This window comes from Rhizobium sp. BK491, assembly GCF_014194925.1.
Classification (GTDB): Bacteria; Pseudomonadota; Alphaproteobacteria; order Rhizobiales; family Rhizobiaceae; genus Rhizobium.
On the sequence record NZ_JACIAR010000005.1, the window covers coordinates 213,396 to 228,576 of the forward strand.

General features: G+C 60.6%; 16 protein-coding genes. 11 read left to right on the forward strand and 5 right to left on the reverse strand.

Annotated elements, in window-relative coordinates; all coding sequences use genetic code 11:
* Window positions 1-49: 49 nt before the first annotated feature.
* Both FHX05_RS22840 and FHX05_RS22845 read right to left on the reverse strand, forming a co-directional pair.
* Window positions 50-1,066: an MBL fold metallo-hydrolase gene (locus FHX05_RS22840; RefSeq protein ID WP_183874708.1), complete on the reverse strand. Its 1,017-nt coding sequence runs from the start codon at window positions 1,064-1,066 to the stop codon at window positions 50-52.
* Window positions 1,063-2,052, reverse strand: a complete 990-nt coding sequence (locus FHX05_RS22845; protein WP_183874710.1) for a hypothetical protein — start codon at window positions 2,050-2,052, stop codon at window positions 1,063-1,065. Before FHX05_RS22845 ends, FHX05_RS22840 begins: the two co-directional genes overlap by 4 nt.
* Window positions 2,053-2,427: 375 nt before the next feature.
* Here FHX05_RS22845 and ffh point away from each other — a divergent pair, with 375 nt between their 5' ends.
* The 8 genes from ffh (at window position 2,428) to FHX05_RS22885 (ending at window position 9,047) form a co-directional block, all read left to right on the forward strand.
* Window positions 2,428-4,020, forward strand: a complete 1,593-nt coding sequence (gene ffh, locus FHX05_RS22850; protein ID WP_112412904.1) for a signal recognition particle protein — start codon at window positions 2,428-2,430, stop codon at window positions 4,018-4,020.
* 18 nt (window positions 4,021-4,038) lie between these two features.
* Complete coding sequence (locus FHX05_RS22855) at window positions 4,039-4,341, forward strand: chorismate mutase (RefSeq protein ID WP_069614775.1); 303 nt, start codon at window positions 4,039-4,041, stop codon at window positions 4,339-4,341.
* A gap of 125 nt (window positions 4,342-4,466) precedes the next feature.
* Window positions 4,467-4,826 (forward strand): 30S ribosomal protein S16, encoded by a 360-nt coding sequence (gene rpsP / locus FHX05_RS22860; RefSeq protein ID WP_015341477.1) that lies wholly within the window; start codon window positions 4,467-4,469, stop codon window positions 4,824-4,826.
* A 175-nt stretch (window positions 4,827-5,001) separates the two neighbouring features.
* The gene (rimM, locus tag FHX05_RS22865; protein WP_183874712.1) at window positions 5,002-5,595 is read left to right on the forward strand and encodes a ribosome maturation factor RimM; all 594 of its coding nucleotides are present in this window, start codon (window positions 5,002-5,004) and stop codon (window positions 5,593-5,595) included.
* Between the two features lie 24 nt (window positions 5,596-5,619).
* On the forward strand, window positions 5,620-6,312 hold the full coding sequence (gene trmD / locus FHX05_RS22870) for a tRNA (guanosine(37)-N1)-methyltransferase TrmD (RefSeq protein WP_112336309.1): 693 nt from the start codon (window positions 5,620-5,622) through the stop codon (window positions 6,310-6,312).
* Between the two features lie 269 nt (window positions 6,313-6,581).
* Complete coding sequence (gene rplS / locus FHX05_RS22875) at window positions 6,582-7,124, forward strand: 50S ribosomal protein L19 (protein ID WP_112399487.1); 543 nt, start codon at window positions 6,582-6,584, stop codon at window positions 7,122-7,124.
* A 212-nt stretch (window positions 7,125-7,336) separates the two neighbouring features.
* Window positions 7,337-8,134 (forward strand): basic amino acid ABC transporter substrate-binding protein, encoded by a 798-nt coding sequence (locus FHX05_RS22880; RefSeq protein WP_183874714.1) that lies wholly within the window; start codon window positions 7,337-7,339, stop codon window positions 8,132-8,134.
* Window positions 8,135-8,168: 34 nt separating this feature from the next.
* Window positions 8,169-9,047, forward strand: a complete 879-nt coding sequence (locus tag FHX05_RS22885) for an amino acid ABC transporter permease (protein ID WP_183874716.1) — start codon at window positions 8,169-8,171, stop codon at window positions 9,045-9,047.
* A 436-nt stretch (window positions 9,048-9,483) separates the two neighbouring features.
* Here the strand turns inward: FHX05_RS22885 and FHX05_RS22895 are convergent, their stop codons facing one another.
* Window positions 9,484-9,987, reverse strand: a complete 504-nt coding sequence (locus FHX05_RS22895; RefSeq protein ID WP_183874720.1) for a tetratricopeptide repeat protein — start codon at window positions 9,985-9,987, stop codon at window positions 9,484-9,486.
* 218 nt (window positions 9,988-10,205) lie between these two features.
* Between FHX05_RS22895 and FHX05_RS30800 the strand changes: the two genes are divergently transcribed.
* Window positions 10,206-10,340, forward strand: a complete 135-nt coding sequence (locus FHX05_RS30800; protein WP_015341484.1) for a hypothetical protein — start codon at window positions 10,206-10,208, stop codon at window positions 10,338-10,340.
* Between the two features lie 69 nt (window positions 10,341-10,409).
* The gene (gene leuC, locus FHX05_RS22900) at window positions 10,410-11,819 is read left to right on the forward strand and encodes a 3-isopropylmalate dehydratase large subunit (protein ID WP_183874722.1); all 1,410 of its coding nucleotides are present in this window, start codon (window positions 10,410-10,412) and stop codon (window positions 11,817-11,819) included.
* A gap of 967 nt (window positions 11,820-12,786) precedes the next feature.
* On the opposite strand, the gene FHX05_RS22905 is transcribed toward leuC, so the two are convergent.
* Window positions 12,787-13,689 (reverse strand): EamA family transporter, encoded by a 903-nt coding sequence (locus FHX05_RS22905; RefSeq protein WP_183874724.1) that lies wholly within the window; start codon window positions 13,687-13,689, stop codon window positions 12,787-12,789.
* 82 nt (window positions 13,690-13,771) lie between these two features.
* On the opposite strand from FHX05_RS22905, the gene FHX05_RS22910 reads away from it, so the two are divergent.
* A complete protein-coding gene (locus FHX05_RS22910; RefSeq protein ID WP_183874726.1) occupies window positions 13,772-14,260 on the forward strand; it encodes a MarR family transcriptional regulator in 489 nt (162 codons plus the stop codon).
* On the opposite strand, the gene FHX05_RS22915 is transcribed toward FHX05_RS22910, so the two are convergent.
* A complete protein-coding gene (locus FHX05_RS22915; RefSeq protein WP_183874728.1) occupies window positions 14,237-15,163 on the reverse strand; it encodes a LysR family transcriptional regulator in 927 nt (308 codons plus the stop codon). The genes FHX05_RS22910 and FHX05_RS22915 overlap by 24 nt on opposite strands.
* Window positions 15,164-15,181: the final 18 nt, after the last annotated feature.

Here is a 15,181-nt window from a genome sequence, read left to right on the forward strand (position 1 = left end):
CCACCTTCTCCCCAGGGGGAGAAGGAACTTTCGGCCCAAGCGCCAACGCTCACACAACCGGAACGTCAAAAACCTCGCCAGCCCTTAGCGGCCGAAACCGCTCCGACTCGACGCTTTCTGCCTTCAGCGCGGCATCCAACGCCTGAACGGGCGCATCGATGCCCTCGTCCGTCAGCTGGAACGTCGCGAAGTGATGCCCGGCGGCATATGCGGCGTTGCAGAGCTTCATGCCCCTGACCGCCTCTTCCGGATTCTGGTGCTGGCCCTTCATGAACCAGCGCGGCTCATAGGCACCAAACGGCAGGATCGCGAGGCGGAAGCCGCCATGTTTTTGCCGGACGGCGTCATAGTTGATGCCGTCGTGAAAGCCGGTATCACCGACATGATAGATCTTGCCTGCCGGCGTGGTCAGCACGAATGCCGCCCATAGCGCCATGCGCCGGTCGCCCATGCCGCGCGCCGACCAATGATGGCAGGGCTCGGTATCGATCGTCACTCCGCCTCTGACCTCAACGCGATCGCCCCAGTCGACAACGGTGATGTCGGCATCCGGAACGGTACGGCGGATAATGGTATTGTTGCCGAGCGGCGTGACGATCTTTGGCCGATGCGCCTGCTGCAGGCGGGCAAGGGTGGCGAGATCGAGGTGGTCGTAGTGATTATGCGTCACCAACACGAGGTCGATATGGGGCAGATCCTCGAAGCGGATGCCGGGCGGCACCACGCGCTTCGGCCCGACGGTGCGGAAGGGGCTAACCCGCTCCGACCAGACAGGATCGGTCAGGATATTCAACCCGGCGACCTGCACCAACATCGACGCATGGCCGACCATGGTGACCCGCATCTGCTCGCCAAAAACATGCCGGTCCGGCTTGGCCGGCGGAAAGGCGCTGATGACGGGATTGGGCCAGCGCACCCGCCCGCCGCCGAGCTGCCAACGCAAAAGATCGAGCGCGTTGCCCGGCGCTACGCCGCCCGGGTTGAAGAAACGCCGGCCGTCGAAATGATCGGAAACCGGACCTTGATAATAGGGATTCTTCCTGGCAGAGCCGGAGGAGCTTGTCATGGCTTGTCCGCTCCTTGGGTACCTGCTGCCTCGGCGGTGGGAAAGCCGGCTTTGGCAAACCATTCTTCAGCCTCGGAAGGCGTCAGCGTCTCCTCAAGCACGACATTTGCCGGCATGGCAAAGAGCTGCGGCGTGAAGAAGCTGGTATCCCACAACGCCGCGCCTTCGACCGGAGGTGAGAGCACAATGATCTGCCGACCATCGATGCGGAAAATCGTCTCGACGGATTCCTCGCCGGAAATATCGTCAAGGCCTGACTCATCCGGCCGCACCGTCTGGTAGCGCCACCACGGCTCGTCATTGCCCTCTTCGACCACGGTCACGCAGCGCGCCATATCGACAATGAACCGGTTGGGCGCCCGACCGCCGGGCAATCTCTCGCCGAAGGCCGCCTGGATGAGCGTGAACAGATGAAAGCAATTGACGATATTCTCATACCGCAGGCGAAAACCCTGACGGCTCGGCAGATGCAGCACCAGCAGATCATCGCTGCGGCTCAAGAGCACTTGGCGGACCCAGGCCGCACCCGGCGTATAATCCTGCAATTCCGCAAGCATCGCCATCAGCGCCTTGTTGCCGGCAGCGAGTGCACGCTCCTGCGGCATGCCGGAAAGATGCGAAACCGCCGATTGGCCGAGCAGCTGAAAAGCATCGAGCAGCTGCCTTTGCCGTGGGCTAAGCTCCTTGCGGCCGGCAAAGCCGCGGTGAATCTGCGGCAGCCACGCCAGATAGAGCTCCCAGACGGCCGGACCGCTGCGCTCCACCGCACCGCCCTTTTCGACGATGGTGCCGAGCATATTGGCAAGAACGGCGGCTCCAGGTGGCGGCAGGCGGCTGAGCTCGCGCGCCGCCCGCGCCGCGATCTTCGGCTGGGCCTTGGCACTCGCATAGAAGGCTTGCGCCGCGACGTTGAAACGGGTGTCCACTCGGCCGCCGGCGTAAGCGCGACAGGCAGCAAGAAGATCGGTCAGGGCTGCATCATTCATTCGGAACGGTCTCGGGGAATCACTTGACGGCTGGGATCGATACAACAATTCGAAGACGGTGATACGGTCAAATCGACATCGATATGGGGATGTCATCCGTGCATTTCAGGCATTTCGGTCGCATTGGGTTGACTTTGCCGGCCTTTTCCTGTTTATCGCCCGCAATCTGCGACGAGCACAAGCCTCCGAGCCACCGACCGGGACCCATCTAGGTATAAAGAGATCCCGGAGGTCAACACCCGACAGCGCGATGCGCCCTCGGGTGCTTTTTGGCTTTGCGTCTTGTTTTCGTCATGGAAAAGCACGACGTTTTCGGGCGAGGAACCGCGCAAATTGCGCCAAGTCCAATCCCAAGCGATCGATAAGGAAGAACCGATGTTTGAAAACCTCCAGGACCGTCTTGGTTCCATTCTGAATGGACTGACTGGCCGCGGCGCGCTTTCGGAAGCCGATGTTTCCGCGGCACTGCGCGAGGTTCGCCGCGCGCTGCTCGAAGCCGACGTGGCGCTGGATGTCGTTCGCTCCTTTACCGATCGCGTCCGCGAAAAGGCTGTTGGCGCCGAAATCCTGAAGTCGATCAAGCCCGGCCAGATGGTCGTCAAGATCGTCCATGACGAGCTCATCGAAATGCTCGGCGGCGAAGGCGTGGGCATCGATCTTAATGCGCCTGCCCCGGTCGTCGTCATGATGGTCGGTCTGCAGGGCTCGGGTAAGACCACGACCACGGCCAAGATCGCCAACCGCCTGACAAGCCGCGACCGCAAGAAGGTCCTGATGGCCTCGCTCGACACACGCCGCCCGGCGGCGCAGGAGCAGCTGCGCCAGCTCGGCGTGCAGACGGGCATCGACACGCTTCCGGTCATATCCGGCCAGTCGCCAACCGATATTGCCGCACGCGCCGTACAGGCCGCCAAGCTCGGCGGCCATGACGTCGTCATCCTCGACACTGCCGGCCGTACGCATATCGACGAGCCGCTCATGGTCGAGATGGCGGATATCAAGAAGAAGTCCAATCCGCACGAAATCCTGCTGGTCGCCGATAGCTTGACCGGTCAGGACGCCGTCAACCTCGCCCGCAATTTCGACGAGCGCGTAGGGATCACCGGCCTCGTACTGACCCGTATGGACGGCGACGGCCGCGGCGGTGCCGCCCTTTCGATGCGCGCAGTCACCGGCAAGCCGATCAAGCTGATCGGTGTCGGCGAAAAGATGGGCGAGCTGGAAGAATTCCATCCCCGCCGCATCGCCGACCGTATCCTCGGCATGGGCGACATCGTGTCGCTCGTCGAGAAGGCGGCCGAGAATATCGACGCCGAGAAGGCAGCCGCCATGGCCGCCAAGATGGCCAAGGGCAAGTTCGACCTTAACGATCTCGCCGATCAGCTCGGCCAGATGCAGAAAATGGGCGGCATGGGCGGCATCATGGGCCTGATGCCCGGCATGTCCGGCATGAAGGACAAGATGGCCGCTGCCGGCCTCGACGACCGTCTGTTCAAGCGCCAGCTCGCCATCATCTCCTCGATGACCAAGGCCGAGCGCGCCAATCCGGACCTCCTCAAGCATTCCCGCAAGAAGCGCATCGCCGCCGGCTCCGGCACCGACGCCTCCGACATCAACAAGCTTCTAAAGATGCACCGCCAGATGGCGGACATGATGAAGATGATGGGCGGCAAGGGCAAAGGCGGCATGATGAAGCAGCTGATGGGCGGCCTCGCTGGCAAGATGGGCCTCGGCGGCGGCCTAGGGGGTATGGCCGGCGGCATGCCCGACCTGTCGAACATGGACCCGAAGCAGCTCGAAGCCCTGCAGAAGCAGGCCGAAGCCGCCGGCCTCGGCCGCCCCGGCGGTCTGCCGGGTGGCTTGCCAGGTCTGGGCGGCGGGGGCGGTTTGCCCGGTCTAGGCGGCGCCAAATTGCCAGGCCTTGGCGGTGGTTTCCCGGGGCTTCCGGGTTTGCCGAAGAAGAAGTGAGAAGGATCGTTGACCCCCATGATTGATCCAGACGTTAAGGCCCAATTGGGCAAATACCGCCAGTCGATCGACAATATCGATGCCGCACTGGTGCATATGCTGGCCGAACGCTTCCGCTGCACCAAAGAGGTCGGCGTGCTGAAGGCCAAGTACGACCTACCGCCGGCCGACCCGGCGCGCGAAGAATTTCAGATCGAGCGCCTGCGCCGCCTGGCAAAGGACGCAAATCTGGACCCGGATTTCGCCGAGAAGTTCCTGAACTTCGTCATCAAGGAAGTCATCCGGCATCATGAACAGATCGCTGCGGATTTCAAAGGGTAATTCCTGGCCGCGTGACCCAGAAGACGCAGGACGTTTTCGACGGGGATTACACGGCACGAAAAAAGCAGCGCGACGTAACCATACCGCACAACGAAGCGGTCAAGAAAAGCCTAAGGAGAATTAACATGGCACTGAAAATTCGTCTCGCCCGCGGTGGCTCCAAGAAGCGCCCGTACTACCACGTTGTCGTAGCCGACGCTCGCTCGCCGCGCGACGGCCGTTTCCTGGAGACCCTTGGCTCCTGGAACCCGATGCTTGCCAAGGACGACGCCAAGCGCGTTGAACTCAAGGCCGAGCGCATCAAGCATTGGCTCGACCACGGCGCACAGCCGACCGACCGCGTTCTGCGCTTCCTCAACGAAGCCGGCATCGCGACGCGCGAAGCCAAGAACAACCCGGAAAAGGCAAAGCCCGGCAAGAAGGCTCAGGAGCGCGCTGCCGAAAAGGCTCAGAAGGCTGCTGACGCCGCCGCTGCTTCCGAGTAATCGAACCTGGCATTGAATGAAAGCGGGTGGCATGGCGACATGCCGCCCGTTTTTTGTTTCCCATCGGCAAATGTTCAGCCTATGAGAGAACCAACGACAGCGCCGCGCGTCACGCGCAAAGGTCGCTGGAGCAATTCGGATCTGCTGCATAATCCCGGTAATCGGCGAAGAGACCATGACGAAACTGCAAAACCCGGTATTGATGGCCACCATCGGCGCGGCACAAGGCTTGAGAGGCGAGGTGCGCGCGCGCGCCTATACGTCGGATCCGACCGCGCTCGGCGATTACGGCCACCTCCACAGCATGGACGGCCGCAGCTTCGAGGTGCTGGAAATCCGCGAGGCCAAGAATGTGGTCGTGGTGCGCTTTCGCGGCGTCAACGACCGCAATGCCGCCGAGGCGCTGAACGGGCTGGAACTCTATATCGAGCGCGAGAACCTGCCTGATGACGAACTCGACGACGACGAATTCTTCTATGCCGATCTCGAAGGCCTGGAGGCCGTCGACGACCAGGGTACCGGCTACGGCACGGTCAGCGGCGTCTATGATTTCGGCGCCGGCGATCTGCTGGAGCTGAAGGGGCCGGGCAAGCGCCCCGTGCTGATCCCCTTTTCCGAGGCCGCGGTGCTTGAGATCGACCTCGAGGGCGGCAAGATCCTGATCGACCCGCTGGCCGCTGGCCTGATCGACAGCCCCGACGACCTGATCGGCAAACCAGAAAAGCCGGAAACACCCGAGAAGCCGCAGAGCAAGCCGAAGAAGAAGTGATCCTTATTGGGAAGTGAGCGCGCCATGAGTTTCCGGGCGACCATATTGACGCTTTATCCCGAGATGTTCCCGGGCCATCTCGGCACGTCCCTTGCCGGCAAGGCCATGGAACGCGGGCAATGGGCGCTCGACACTGTACAGATCCGTGATTTTGCGACCGACAAGCACCGCACCGTCGACGACACGCCGGCCGGCGGCGGCGCCGGCATGGTGCTGAAGCCGGATGTGCTTGCCCGCGCCATCGACCACGCGAGCGAAAATGACAGTCGTCCGCGCCTGCTGATGAGCCCGCGCGGTAAGCCGCTGACGCAGAAGCGCGTGCGCGAGCTTGCAGGCGGCGAAGGCGTCATCATCGTCTGCGGCCGCTTCGAAGGCGTCGACCAGCGCGTCATCGACGGCCGCGGCCTCGAAGAAATCTCGATCGGCGACTATATCCTCTCGGGCGGCGAGCCGGCTGCGTTGATCCTGCTCGACGCCATCGTCCGCATCCTGCCCGGCGTCATGGGCAACGATCTCTCTGGCCTGCACGAAAGCTTCGAAGGCGGCCTGCTGGAGCATCCGCATTATACCCGCCCGCAGATCTGGGAAGGCCGCGAGATTCCGGCAATCCTAACCTCCGGTAACCACGCGGCAATTGCCAAATGGCAGAAAGAGCAGGCCGAGCGACTGACGAAGGAGCGTCGACCGGATTTGTTGGACGAATTGCAGAAGAAATAGCGACAGCACCGGCTGGATGAGCGATATCCTTGAAATATGGCCGCGAAACTGCCGACAAGCACCACTTAATTCCTCGCCAAGGGGTGACAAACGCGTGACAATAGGGTATGTGCGCGCCCGGCATGGGAAATTTCCCATCAACCAGCAAAGAAGAGCAGACGTATTCGCTCCTGCCTGAACGGGCATATATCCGAGGCGTGATCTAACGGTCCGACCAAAGATAGAATGATGAGCGCTCTGGCTGTTGAAGCAACAACGAGGTTGATACTATGAACATCATTCAGCAGTTGGAAGCCGAACAGGCAGCCAAGATCGAAGCCAAGCGCACCCTTCCCGCATTTTCCGCTGGCGACACCGTTCGCGTCAACGTGAAGGTCACGGAAGGCAACCGTACCCGCGTTCAGGCCTATGAAGGCGTTTGCATCGCTCGCTCCGGCGGCGGCCTGCAGGAAAACTTCACGGTTCGCAAGATCTCCTACGGCGAAGGCGTCGAGCGCGTATTCCCGGTTTACTCGCCGATGATCGAAAGCGTCGAAGTCGTTCGCCGCGGTAAGGTCCGTCGCGCCAAGCTCTACTACCTGCGCGACCTGCGCGGTAAGGCTGCCCGTATCGTTGAAAACACCGGCACCCGCGCCCGCAAGCTCAACGATGCCGAGCGCCAGGCCCTGGCCGACGAAAAGGCACGCATCGAAGCCGAGAAGGTTGCAGCCGCTCAGGCGCTCGCAGCTGAAAAGGCCGCAGCCGAAGCCGCAGAAGCAAAGGCAGCTGCAGAAGCTGCTGCAGCCGCAGCAGCCGAGCCGGCAGCAGAATAAGTTTCGATCCATACGGATCGCAAAGCTTGAAGGCGGCCCTTGGGTCGCCTTTTTGCTGCCTGCCGCAATGTGACGCGGCAACCGGAAAATTCTTCGGCAGCCTTATGTTTTAGAGCTGCTTTTCCTTTTTTATGATTGCTACGTTGGCAATAATCTTGCCATCCGCTTTCCAAATGTGACAGTTTTCCGCCACGCTAATCGGGGAGATTTCCATGGCATTCCGTCGTTCATTCCTTCTGGGCCTCAGCGCCCTCGTGCTTGCACCTTTCGCTGCCTTCGCCGCCGACCTTCCGAACCTCAACGGCAAGACCGTTGTCGTCGTTACCGAGAATGCCTATCCGCCCCTGCAGTTCATCGATCCAAAGACGAACAAGGCAATCGGCTGGGAATATGACGCGATGAACGAGATCGCCAAGCGCCTGAACTTCAAGGTCGAGTACCAGAACACCAGCTGGGATGCGATGATCCAGGCCGTCTCGGAAGGCCAGTACAACATCGGCATGACCGGCATCACCATCAAGGACGACCGCAAGCAGAAGGTCGATTTTTCCGACCCCTACATGCGCTCCGAGCAATTCATGCTCGTGCGCGGCGACGAGAAGCGCTTCACCGACGCCAAGAGCTTCGCCGCCTTCAAGGACGGCCTGATCGGCGCGCAGCCGGGCACGACACCCTTCTACACCGCCGTCTATTCGGTGCTCGATGGCAACGAGCAGAACCCGCGCATCAAGACCTTCGAAACCTTCGGTGCCACGGTACAGGCGCTGAAGACCGGCGACGTCGATACGGTGCTGACCGACGGCACGGCCGGCAAGGGCTATGTCGATGCCTCCAATGGCGGCCTGAAGCTCATCGGCGGTCCGCTCGGCACCGAGGATTTCGGCTTCATCTTCCAGAAGGGTTCCGATCTCGTCGCCCCGATCAATGCCGCCATCGCCAGCCTTAAGGCCGACGGCACGCTCGACGCGCTGAACAAGAAGTGGTTCCTCGACTACAAGATGGGCCAATGAATTTTGAAGATCGATATATTGGAAGCCCGCTTTGATGGCGCCTTTGACAGGCCCGGGCGGGCACCGCGGCAAGGAAGACTTTCCCTGGTGGCTGGTCGCCCTCGCTATCCTCGGCATCGTCGCCTCATTCGCAATTGCGGCGAACGGCCTCTATGCCCAGATTTTCTCTCTTCTGCTGAATGGCATCGGCGTCACGGTCTTCGTGACGCTGGTGGCTTTTACGCTGGCTGTGCTGCTCGGCCTCGGGCTGGCGCTACTCGGCCTGTCGGATTTCCTCGTGCTGCGACAGGTCGCGCGCTTCTATATCGAGATCGTGCGTGGCATTCCGATACTGGTGCTGCTTTCCTACATCGCATTCGTCGGCACGCCGGCCTTCGTCGCCGTCTATAACGTTGTCGTCTCGCCATTGATCTCCGCCGGCTGGGCAAGCCCGCTCGTCACCCGCGACGTGCCCTTCGTCTGGCGTACGATCATCGCGCTGACCATCGCCTATTCGTCCTTCATCGCCGAAATCTTCCGCGCCGGCATCCAGGCGGTAGACCAGGGCCAGATCGAAGCAGCAAAGGCGCTCGGCCTCAGCCGCTTCCAGCGCTTTCGCCTCGTCGTCTTTCCCCAGGCGATCCGCGTCATCCTGCCGCCGCTGTCGAATGATTTCATCGCCATGGTGAAGGACAGTTCGCTGGTCTCCGTACTCGGGGTTGCCGATATCAGCCAGCTCGCCAAGCTCTATTACTCGGCGAATTTCCGCTACTTCGAAACCCTGTCGATCCTTGCCTTCATCTACCTGCTGCTGACGATCGGTCTGTCGCTGCTGCTCAGGCAGCTCGAAGCCTGGATGCGCCGCCGCTCCGGCAGCGACCGCTCCGCCTTCCCCCGCCTGGCCGCGAGCCAGCCGCCGGGCGCGCAGGTGTGATCGGTGCGATCCGATTGCCATTCACCATTATGACCTATCCCTTGAGGATAGGTCGATGCTCAGCTATGTATTGGAGATATTCTTGTGCCCGGACGTTTCCTTGTTCCGCGGCTTTTCGATACCAGAATATCGCCAAGCTGATATCCTTTTCGATTCCGGAGCCATTATAATAGGCGCTACCAAGATTAACCTCCGCTGATGGGCTACCTTGCTCCGCCGCTTTACGATACCAATTTGCCGCACACGCAGGATCTATTGGTCTGTTCAACCCAAGACCACACATAATGCCAAGGCCATTTTGTCCTCCCGGGTCTCCTTGATCTGCGGACTTTTGAAACAGAATTGCCGCTTTCGAATAGTCTTTGACTCCATCCTCGGAAATATAGAGGCCACCCAAATTGGATTGCGCAACGGGGTTACCTGCTTCGGATGCCTTTTAAAGCCAAGTGATGGCGAGGTTTATGTCACGAGGAACGCCGCGCCCAAATCGGTACATATTGCTCAAATTCACTTCTGCGTGGACATCTCCTTGTTCTGCCGCCTTGCGGTACAATTCTTCGGCTTGCACATCATCTTTCGCAACACCCCGACCATTGGCGTACATTGCCCCTAGGGTATTTTGCGCACTCGCCAGGCCCTGCTCTGCCGCCTTCCGATACCAACTTTGAGCCGTATCGAAGTTTTGCTCAACACCATGCCCGGTTTCATAAAGAAGCCCCAAACCAAACTCAGCTTGAGCGTCTCCGTGTTCAGCCAGAGGCTGCCAGTACTTCAGCGCGCGTTGGTAATCTCCCGTACTATATAGATCCTGCCCTTCGTCGGCATATGCCGTCGCCTGAATCCTGTACGGGATAAAAACGGTCGAAACCGCGAAAACCAGAGATAAGCCAGCAAGAATGCTGCATCCTTTCATTAAGACATACATGGCATATGCCCGCATTTATATCTTTGCTTTCTATTCCAGATAGAAATGCAATCTGATCCGCAGCTTGGAAAAAAGCAAGTATAGTGCCGTAATAGGTTGGGTGACAGGTTCAGATTTGGCAATTCGGCCGGCAGATGTGGTTGCGCCTGCGGTAACTTTTGACTTTCTGTTAACCTGGTGCGATTGGCTGATGCCGGAAATGCTCACCATTGCCGAGACTTCGGAAAATTGATATGAGCAACGCCATGAGTAAGATCATGAGCAAAGACGGACGTTACGTCACGGCTTTCGTGCTGCAGGACCATAAGCGCCTGCCGGCACGCTTCTTTGCGATGATTTCGGGCGCGCTCAACAGCCGACTTCGCTGATCACACCCGAGGCCGGCGGTCCTGATCCGTCAATCCCCTTTTCGACAATGCCAATATGGATTTGTAGCCATGAGCGCTCCACGCACACTGTACGACAAAATCTGGGATGACCACTTGGTTGACGCCCAAGAAGACGGCACCTGTCTTCTCTATATCGACCGTCATCTCGTTCACGAAGTGACGTCGCCGCAGGCCTTCGAAGGCCTGCGCATGACCGGCCGCAAGGTTCACGCGCCGCAGAAGACGCTTGCCGTCGTCGACCACAACGTGCCGACCTCGCCGGATCGTCATCTCGGCATCAAGAACGAAGAAAGCCGCATTCAGGTCGAGCAGCTCGCCAAGAACGCCGCCGAATTCGGCGTGGAATACTACTCCGAAAACGACAAGCGCCAGGGCATCGTTCACATCATCGGCCCCGAGCAGGGCTTCACCTTGCCCGGCATGACCATCGTCTGCGGTGACAGCCACACCTCGACGCACGGTGCCTTCGGCTCGCTGGCGCATGGCATCGGCACCTCCGAGGTCGAGCATGTGCTCGCCACGCAGACGCTGATCCAGAAGAAGGCCAAGAACATGCTGGTGCAGGTCGACGGCCAGCTGCCGCCTGGCGTCACCGCCAAGGACATTATTCTTGCCATCATCGGCGAGATCGGCACCGCCGGCGGCACCGGCTACGTCATCGAATATGCGGGCGAAGCCATCCGCGCGCTGTCCATGGAAGGTCGCATGACCATCTGCAACATGTCGATCGAGGGTGGTGCCCGCGCCGGCCTGATCGCTCCGGATGAAATCACCTTCGAATATATCAAGGGCAAGCCGCGCGCGCCGAAGGGCGAAGCGTTGGAACAGGCGATCGCCTACTGGAAGACACTGAAGTCCGACGAAGGCGCGCATTACGACCGCATCGTCAAGCTCGATGCCGCAAGCCTGCCGCCGATCGTTTCCTGGGGCTCCTCGCCGGAAGACGTCATCTCCGTTCAGGGCATCGTCCCGAACCCGGACGAAATCCAGGACGAGACCAAGCGTACCTCCAAGTGGCGTGCGCTCGACTATATGGGCCTGAAGCCGGGCACGCCGATAACCGAGATCAACGTCGATCGCGTCTTCATCGGCTCCTGCACCAACGGCCGCATCGAAGACCTGCGCGCAGTCGCCAAGGTCGTCGAAGGCAAGACGGTGGCTTCCACGGTCAACGCCATGATCGTTCCGGGCTCCGGCCTGGTGAAGGAGCAGGCTGAGGCCGAAGGTCTCGACAAGATCTTCAAGGCTGCCGGTTTCGACTGGCGCGAGCCTGGCTGTTCCATGTGCCTCGCCATGAACGACGACCGCCTGAAGCCGGGCGAGCGCTGCGCTTCGACGTCGAACCGCAACTTCGAAGGCCGCCAGGGCTTCAAAGGCCGCACGCATCTGGTCTCGCCGGCCATGGCCGCCGCCGCCGCAATCGCCGGCCACTTCGTCGATATCCGCGAGTGGAAGTGATCGGCCTGAAGGCATGAATGACAAAGGGCGGCCTGATGGCCGCCCTTTTTGTTCTTGGACAGGGCGATCGCATACGAAATGAAAGCGCCACCAGGGTACCCCTTCTCCCCGTTTTAACCGGGAAAGGTGCCGACAGGCGGACGAGGGGATATCAGAAGCCTGAAAGCGTATGGCTTAAAGAAGATTGCCATCTTAGGGAGCAAATGCCACCAACGGCTGGTGTCCGACCTAAGCGGACGTCACGCCGATGTCATGAAATTTTCTTAGATGCGAAAGTGACCCCTAGAAACGGACCCGCCGCGATGGCTGAAGACTGCACCGTATTCAAGAAAATTTCTGGTACTTTCTTCCGCTCTATTCTCGCTAACCGTGTTCATCAGGTATTGGACCTGCCGGGTCCCGCTAGCGCAGGTCGCTATCATCGTCTGGGAGAGCCGACGCTCTACACGAGCGCCGCATTGGAGTGGTCCATACAGGCTATAGCGGGTTACATGCGCGAGGATAGACTTCGGCGAGTCGTCGTGCCGCTAAAGGTCGGTGATGCCATGGTTCTTGACCAGCACGATGAAGGGCCTGCAAGCGTCTTGGAATAGATCGGGAGTTGTCGAACGAATCGTGGCGAACAGCTCTATCGGAGGGCCGAGAACCAGCCTCGTGGCGTAATGTTGATATCGCGAGACATGCAGGTGCGGACGGCATTATCGACAGGTCTCGCATGATACCAGGTGGATGGCATCTAAACCTGTTCAGATGGAATGAACGCGGCGGCCCTTCAGTTGAGGTATGCGGTGATCCGGTAGAGATTGCTTTAACAGCTGATGGACCGACGTGGGGCCTGTAGGTCGTTCCGTCGGCGGTTAGGCCGCATCGGCCAAGTGTGTCCAGACGTCCGCTGTTGGCGAAAAGGTGCCATGAATGACACCGCCTCCGGGCGGCGTGCTTTTGCCGAATCCGGCAGATTGCCCCCTCATCCGACCCTTCGGGCCACCTTCTCCCCGAGGGGAGAAGGAGTCTGCCCGGCCGGAGCCTGCTGCGCGCGCTGGCTGAGCCAGACGCTGCCAAGCACGACGACAATGCCGAACATCTGTATCGGGCTCAGCTGCTGGCCAAGCACCGCCCACCCCAGGATCACGGCAGTCGTCGGACTGAGGAAGCCGAGCGGCGAGACCATCGAAGGCTCCAGCCGTGACAGGCCCCGGAACCAGAGAATATAAGTAAGCGCCGCGCCGATCAGCCCGAGATAGGTGAAGCCGAGAACGTTGGCGCCGGTCAGATGCGGCAACGGCGGCTCAAGCAGCAGGGCCACCGGCAGCAACAGCACGCCGCCGGCCGTCAGCTGCCATGCCGTAAAGGTCAGCGGCGAAACATCCGGCCGCCAGCGGCGGCTGAGCACGGTGCCGGCTGCCATGGAAAAAGCACCGCCGATGCCCGCAATAATGCCGATCGGGTCGAGCGTCGCATTCGGCGTCAGGATCAGTAGCGCAACCCCGCCGATGCCGGCAATGGCTGCGATGATGGAAAGGCCGCGGATCGGCGATCCCAGCAGCAAGCGCGCCAGCACAATAACGATCAGCGGCTGGACGGCACCGACCGTCGCGGCCACGCCACCGGGCAGTCGATAGGCCGAAATGAACAGCAGCCACCAGAAGACAGAGAAATTCAGCGCCCCGAGCACCAGCGACTTCAGCCACCAGACCCCATGCGGCAACCGCCGCACGATGAGGAGCAGCAGCAGGCCGGCGGGCAGTGCGCGCAGCATGGCGACAGTCAATGGATAACCGGCCGGCAAAAGCTGCGTGGTTACCAAATAGGTGCTGCCCCAGATCGCCGGCGCGATGGCGGTGAGCAACAGGTCGAAATTGCGATTCATGGCCTTGGCCTCAAATTTATCTTGACCTCAAGATAATCTGAGATACCTTGACGTCAAGATAAATTCATGGCGAGATCTCGTTATGGATCGCATCGATAAAATTCTCGCCCAGTGGCGCCGTGAACGGCCGGACCTCAACACCACGGCGATGGGCCTTTTCGGGCGCCTGCGCAATCTCGCGCTCCATCTCTCGCGCGAGATGGAGAAGACCTTCGGCCGCTTCGGCCTGAACGCGGCGAACTTCGACATGCTGGCGACCCTGCGCCGCTCGGGCGAGCCCTATACGCTCTCGCCCAGCGACCTGATGGAAACGATGATGGTCTCGTCGGGCACGATGACCAATCGTATCGATCAGCTGGAGAGGGCCGGTCTCGTCGCTCGCAGCCAGAACCCGGATGATGGCCGCAGCTTCCTGATATCCCTGACGCCAAAAGGTTTCGAGCTTATCGATGCGGCGGTGACGGCGCATGTCGAAACGCAGAAACGCCTGATCTCCACCCTTTCTGAAGGCGAACAAAAAGCTCTTGACCGGCTGCTTCGCAATTACTTAGCCGACTTTGAATCCGGCTGATTGCCCCGAACGCGATCCGGCGCAGGCGTCGCGAATGCAGCCCCTCAGCCAGCGATGCGCCGGATCCGCATCCATGCGCGGATGCCAGAGCAGCGAGATCGTCACATCCGATGTCGGCACCGGCAGCACGAAACTGTGCATGCCGACACGCAGATTGCCCGTATAACGCTCCGGTACGCTGACGATCAGGTCGGAGGCGCGCGCCAAGGCCAGCGCAGCCGAAAAGCTGCCGACAATCGTTGCGATCTGCCGCTTCAGGCCCAACTCTTCCAACGCCTCGTCGATCTGCCCTTTCTGTAGGCCGCGCCGTGATACCAGAAGATGTTGCCCGGCCGCGTAACGTTCCGGGGTCAGCTCTCCTTCACTCAACGGATGTCCGCTTCGGACCACGCCGATGAAGCGATCGCGGAACAGCGCCTGCGTTCGCAATTCCGGACCGGTATCGTCACCGACAACACCGGTTTCGAAGTCGATCGTCCCATCGCGCAAAGGCGTGCTGTCCTTGTCCAGCTTCTGCATGAAGTAGAGCCGAACGCCAGGCGCCTGCTCGGCAATGCGCGCGATCAGTTCGGCGCCGAAATTCTCCACGAAACCTTCACGGGTGCGCAGCGTGAAAATTCGAGCAAGCTGCTTCAGATCCAAGCTTTCGGCGGGCCGCAAGGCCGCTTCCGCCTCCTGCACAAGCTGACCGACACGGTCGCGCAGCTCCAGCGCCCGCGGCGTCGGCACGAGCCCCCGCCCCGCCCGAACCAGCAGCGGATCCCCTGTCGTCTCACGCAGACGCGCAAGCTGTCGGCTCATGGCGGATGGGCTGAGCCGCAATCGCCGGGCGGCGCGCGCGACACTGCCTTCGGCAAGCAGGACATTGAGAGTGATGAGGAGGTTGAGATCGGGCGTGGACATGGCGCGAGCATAGCACGG

What these genes read in the sequence shown, in the direction of transcription:
- FHX05_RS22845 (WP_183874710.1), bottom strand. Translation starts at nt 2,052, where the DNA reads ATGAATGATGCAGCCCTGACCGATCTTCTTGCTGCCTGTCGCGCTTAC.
- leuC (WP_183874722.1), top strand. Translation starts at nt 10,410, where the DNA reads ATGAGCGCTCCACGCACACTGTACGACAAAATCTGGGATGACCACTTG.
- FHX05_RS22915 (WP_183874728.1), bottom strand. Translation starts at nt 15,163, where the DNA reads ATGTCCACGCCCGATCTCAACCTCCTCATCACTCTCAATGTCCTGCTT.
- FHX05_RS22840 (WP_183874708.1), bottom strand. Translation starts at nt 1,066, where the DNA reads ATGACAAGCTCCTCCGGCTCTGCCAGGAAGAATCCCTATTATCAAGGT.
- rplS (WP_112399487.1), top strand. Translation starts at nt 6,582, where the DNA reads ATGAACATCATTCAGCAGTTGGAAGCCGAACAGGCAGCCAAGATCGAA.
- trmD (WP_112336309.1), top strand. Translation starts at nt 5,620, where the DNA reads ATGAGTTTCCGGGCGACCATATTGACGCTTTATCCCGAGATGTTCCCG.
- FHX05_RS30800 (WP_015341484.1), top strand. Translation starts at nt 10,206, where the DNA reads ATGAGCAACGCCATGAGTAAGATCATGAGCAAAGACGGACGTTACGTC.
- FHX05_RS22880 (WP_183874714.1), top strand. Translation starts at nt 7,337, where the DNA reads ATGGCATTCCGTCGTTCATTCCTTCTGGGCCTCAGCGCCCTCGTGCTT.
- FHX05_RS22895 (WP_183874720.1), bottom strand. Translation starts at nt 9,987, where the DNA reads ATGCGGGCATATGCCATGTATGTCTTAATGAAAGGATGCAGCATTCTT.
- FHX05_RS22855 (WP_069614775.1), top strand. Translation starts at nt 4,039, where the DNA reads ATGATTGATCCAGACGTTAAGGCCCAATTGGGCAAATACCGCCAGTCG.
- FHX05_RS22910 (WP_183874726.1), top strand. Translation starts at nt 13,772, where the DNA reads ATGGATCGCATCGATAAAATTCTCGCCCAGTGGCGCCGTGAACGGCCG.
- rpsP (WP_015341477.1), top strand. Translation starts at nt 4,467, where the DNA reads ATGGCACTGAAAATTCGTCTCGCCCGCGGTGGCTCCAAGAAGCGCCCG.
- FHX05_RS22905 (WP_183874724.1), bottom strand. Translation starts at nt 13,689, where the DNA reads ATGAATCGCAATTTCGACCTGTTGCTCACCGCCATCGCGCCGGCGATC.
- FHX05_RS22885 (WP_183874716.1), top strand. Translation starts at nt 8,169, where the DNA reads ATGGCGCCTTTGACAGGCCCGGGCGGGCACCGCGGCAAGGAAGACTTT.
- rimM (WP_183874712.1), top strand. Translation starts at nt 5,002, where the DNA reads ATGACGAAACTGCAAAACCCGGTATTGATGGCCACCATCGGCGCGGCA.
- ffh (WP_112412904.1), top strand. Translation starts at nt 2,428, where the DNA reads ATGTTTGAAAACCTCCAGGACCGTCTTGGTTCCATTCTGAATGGACTG.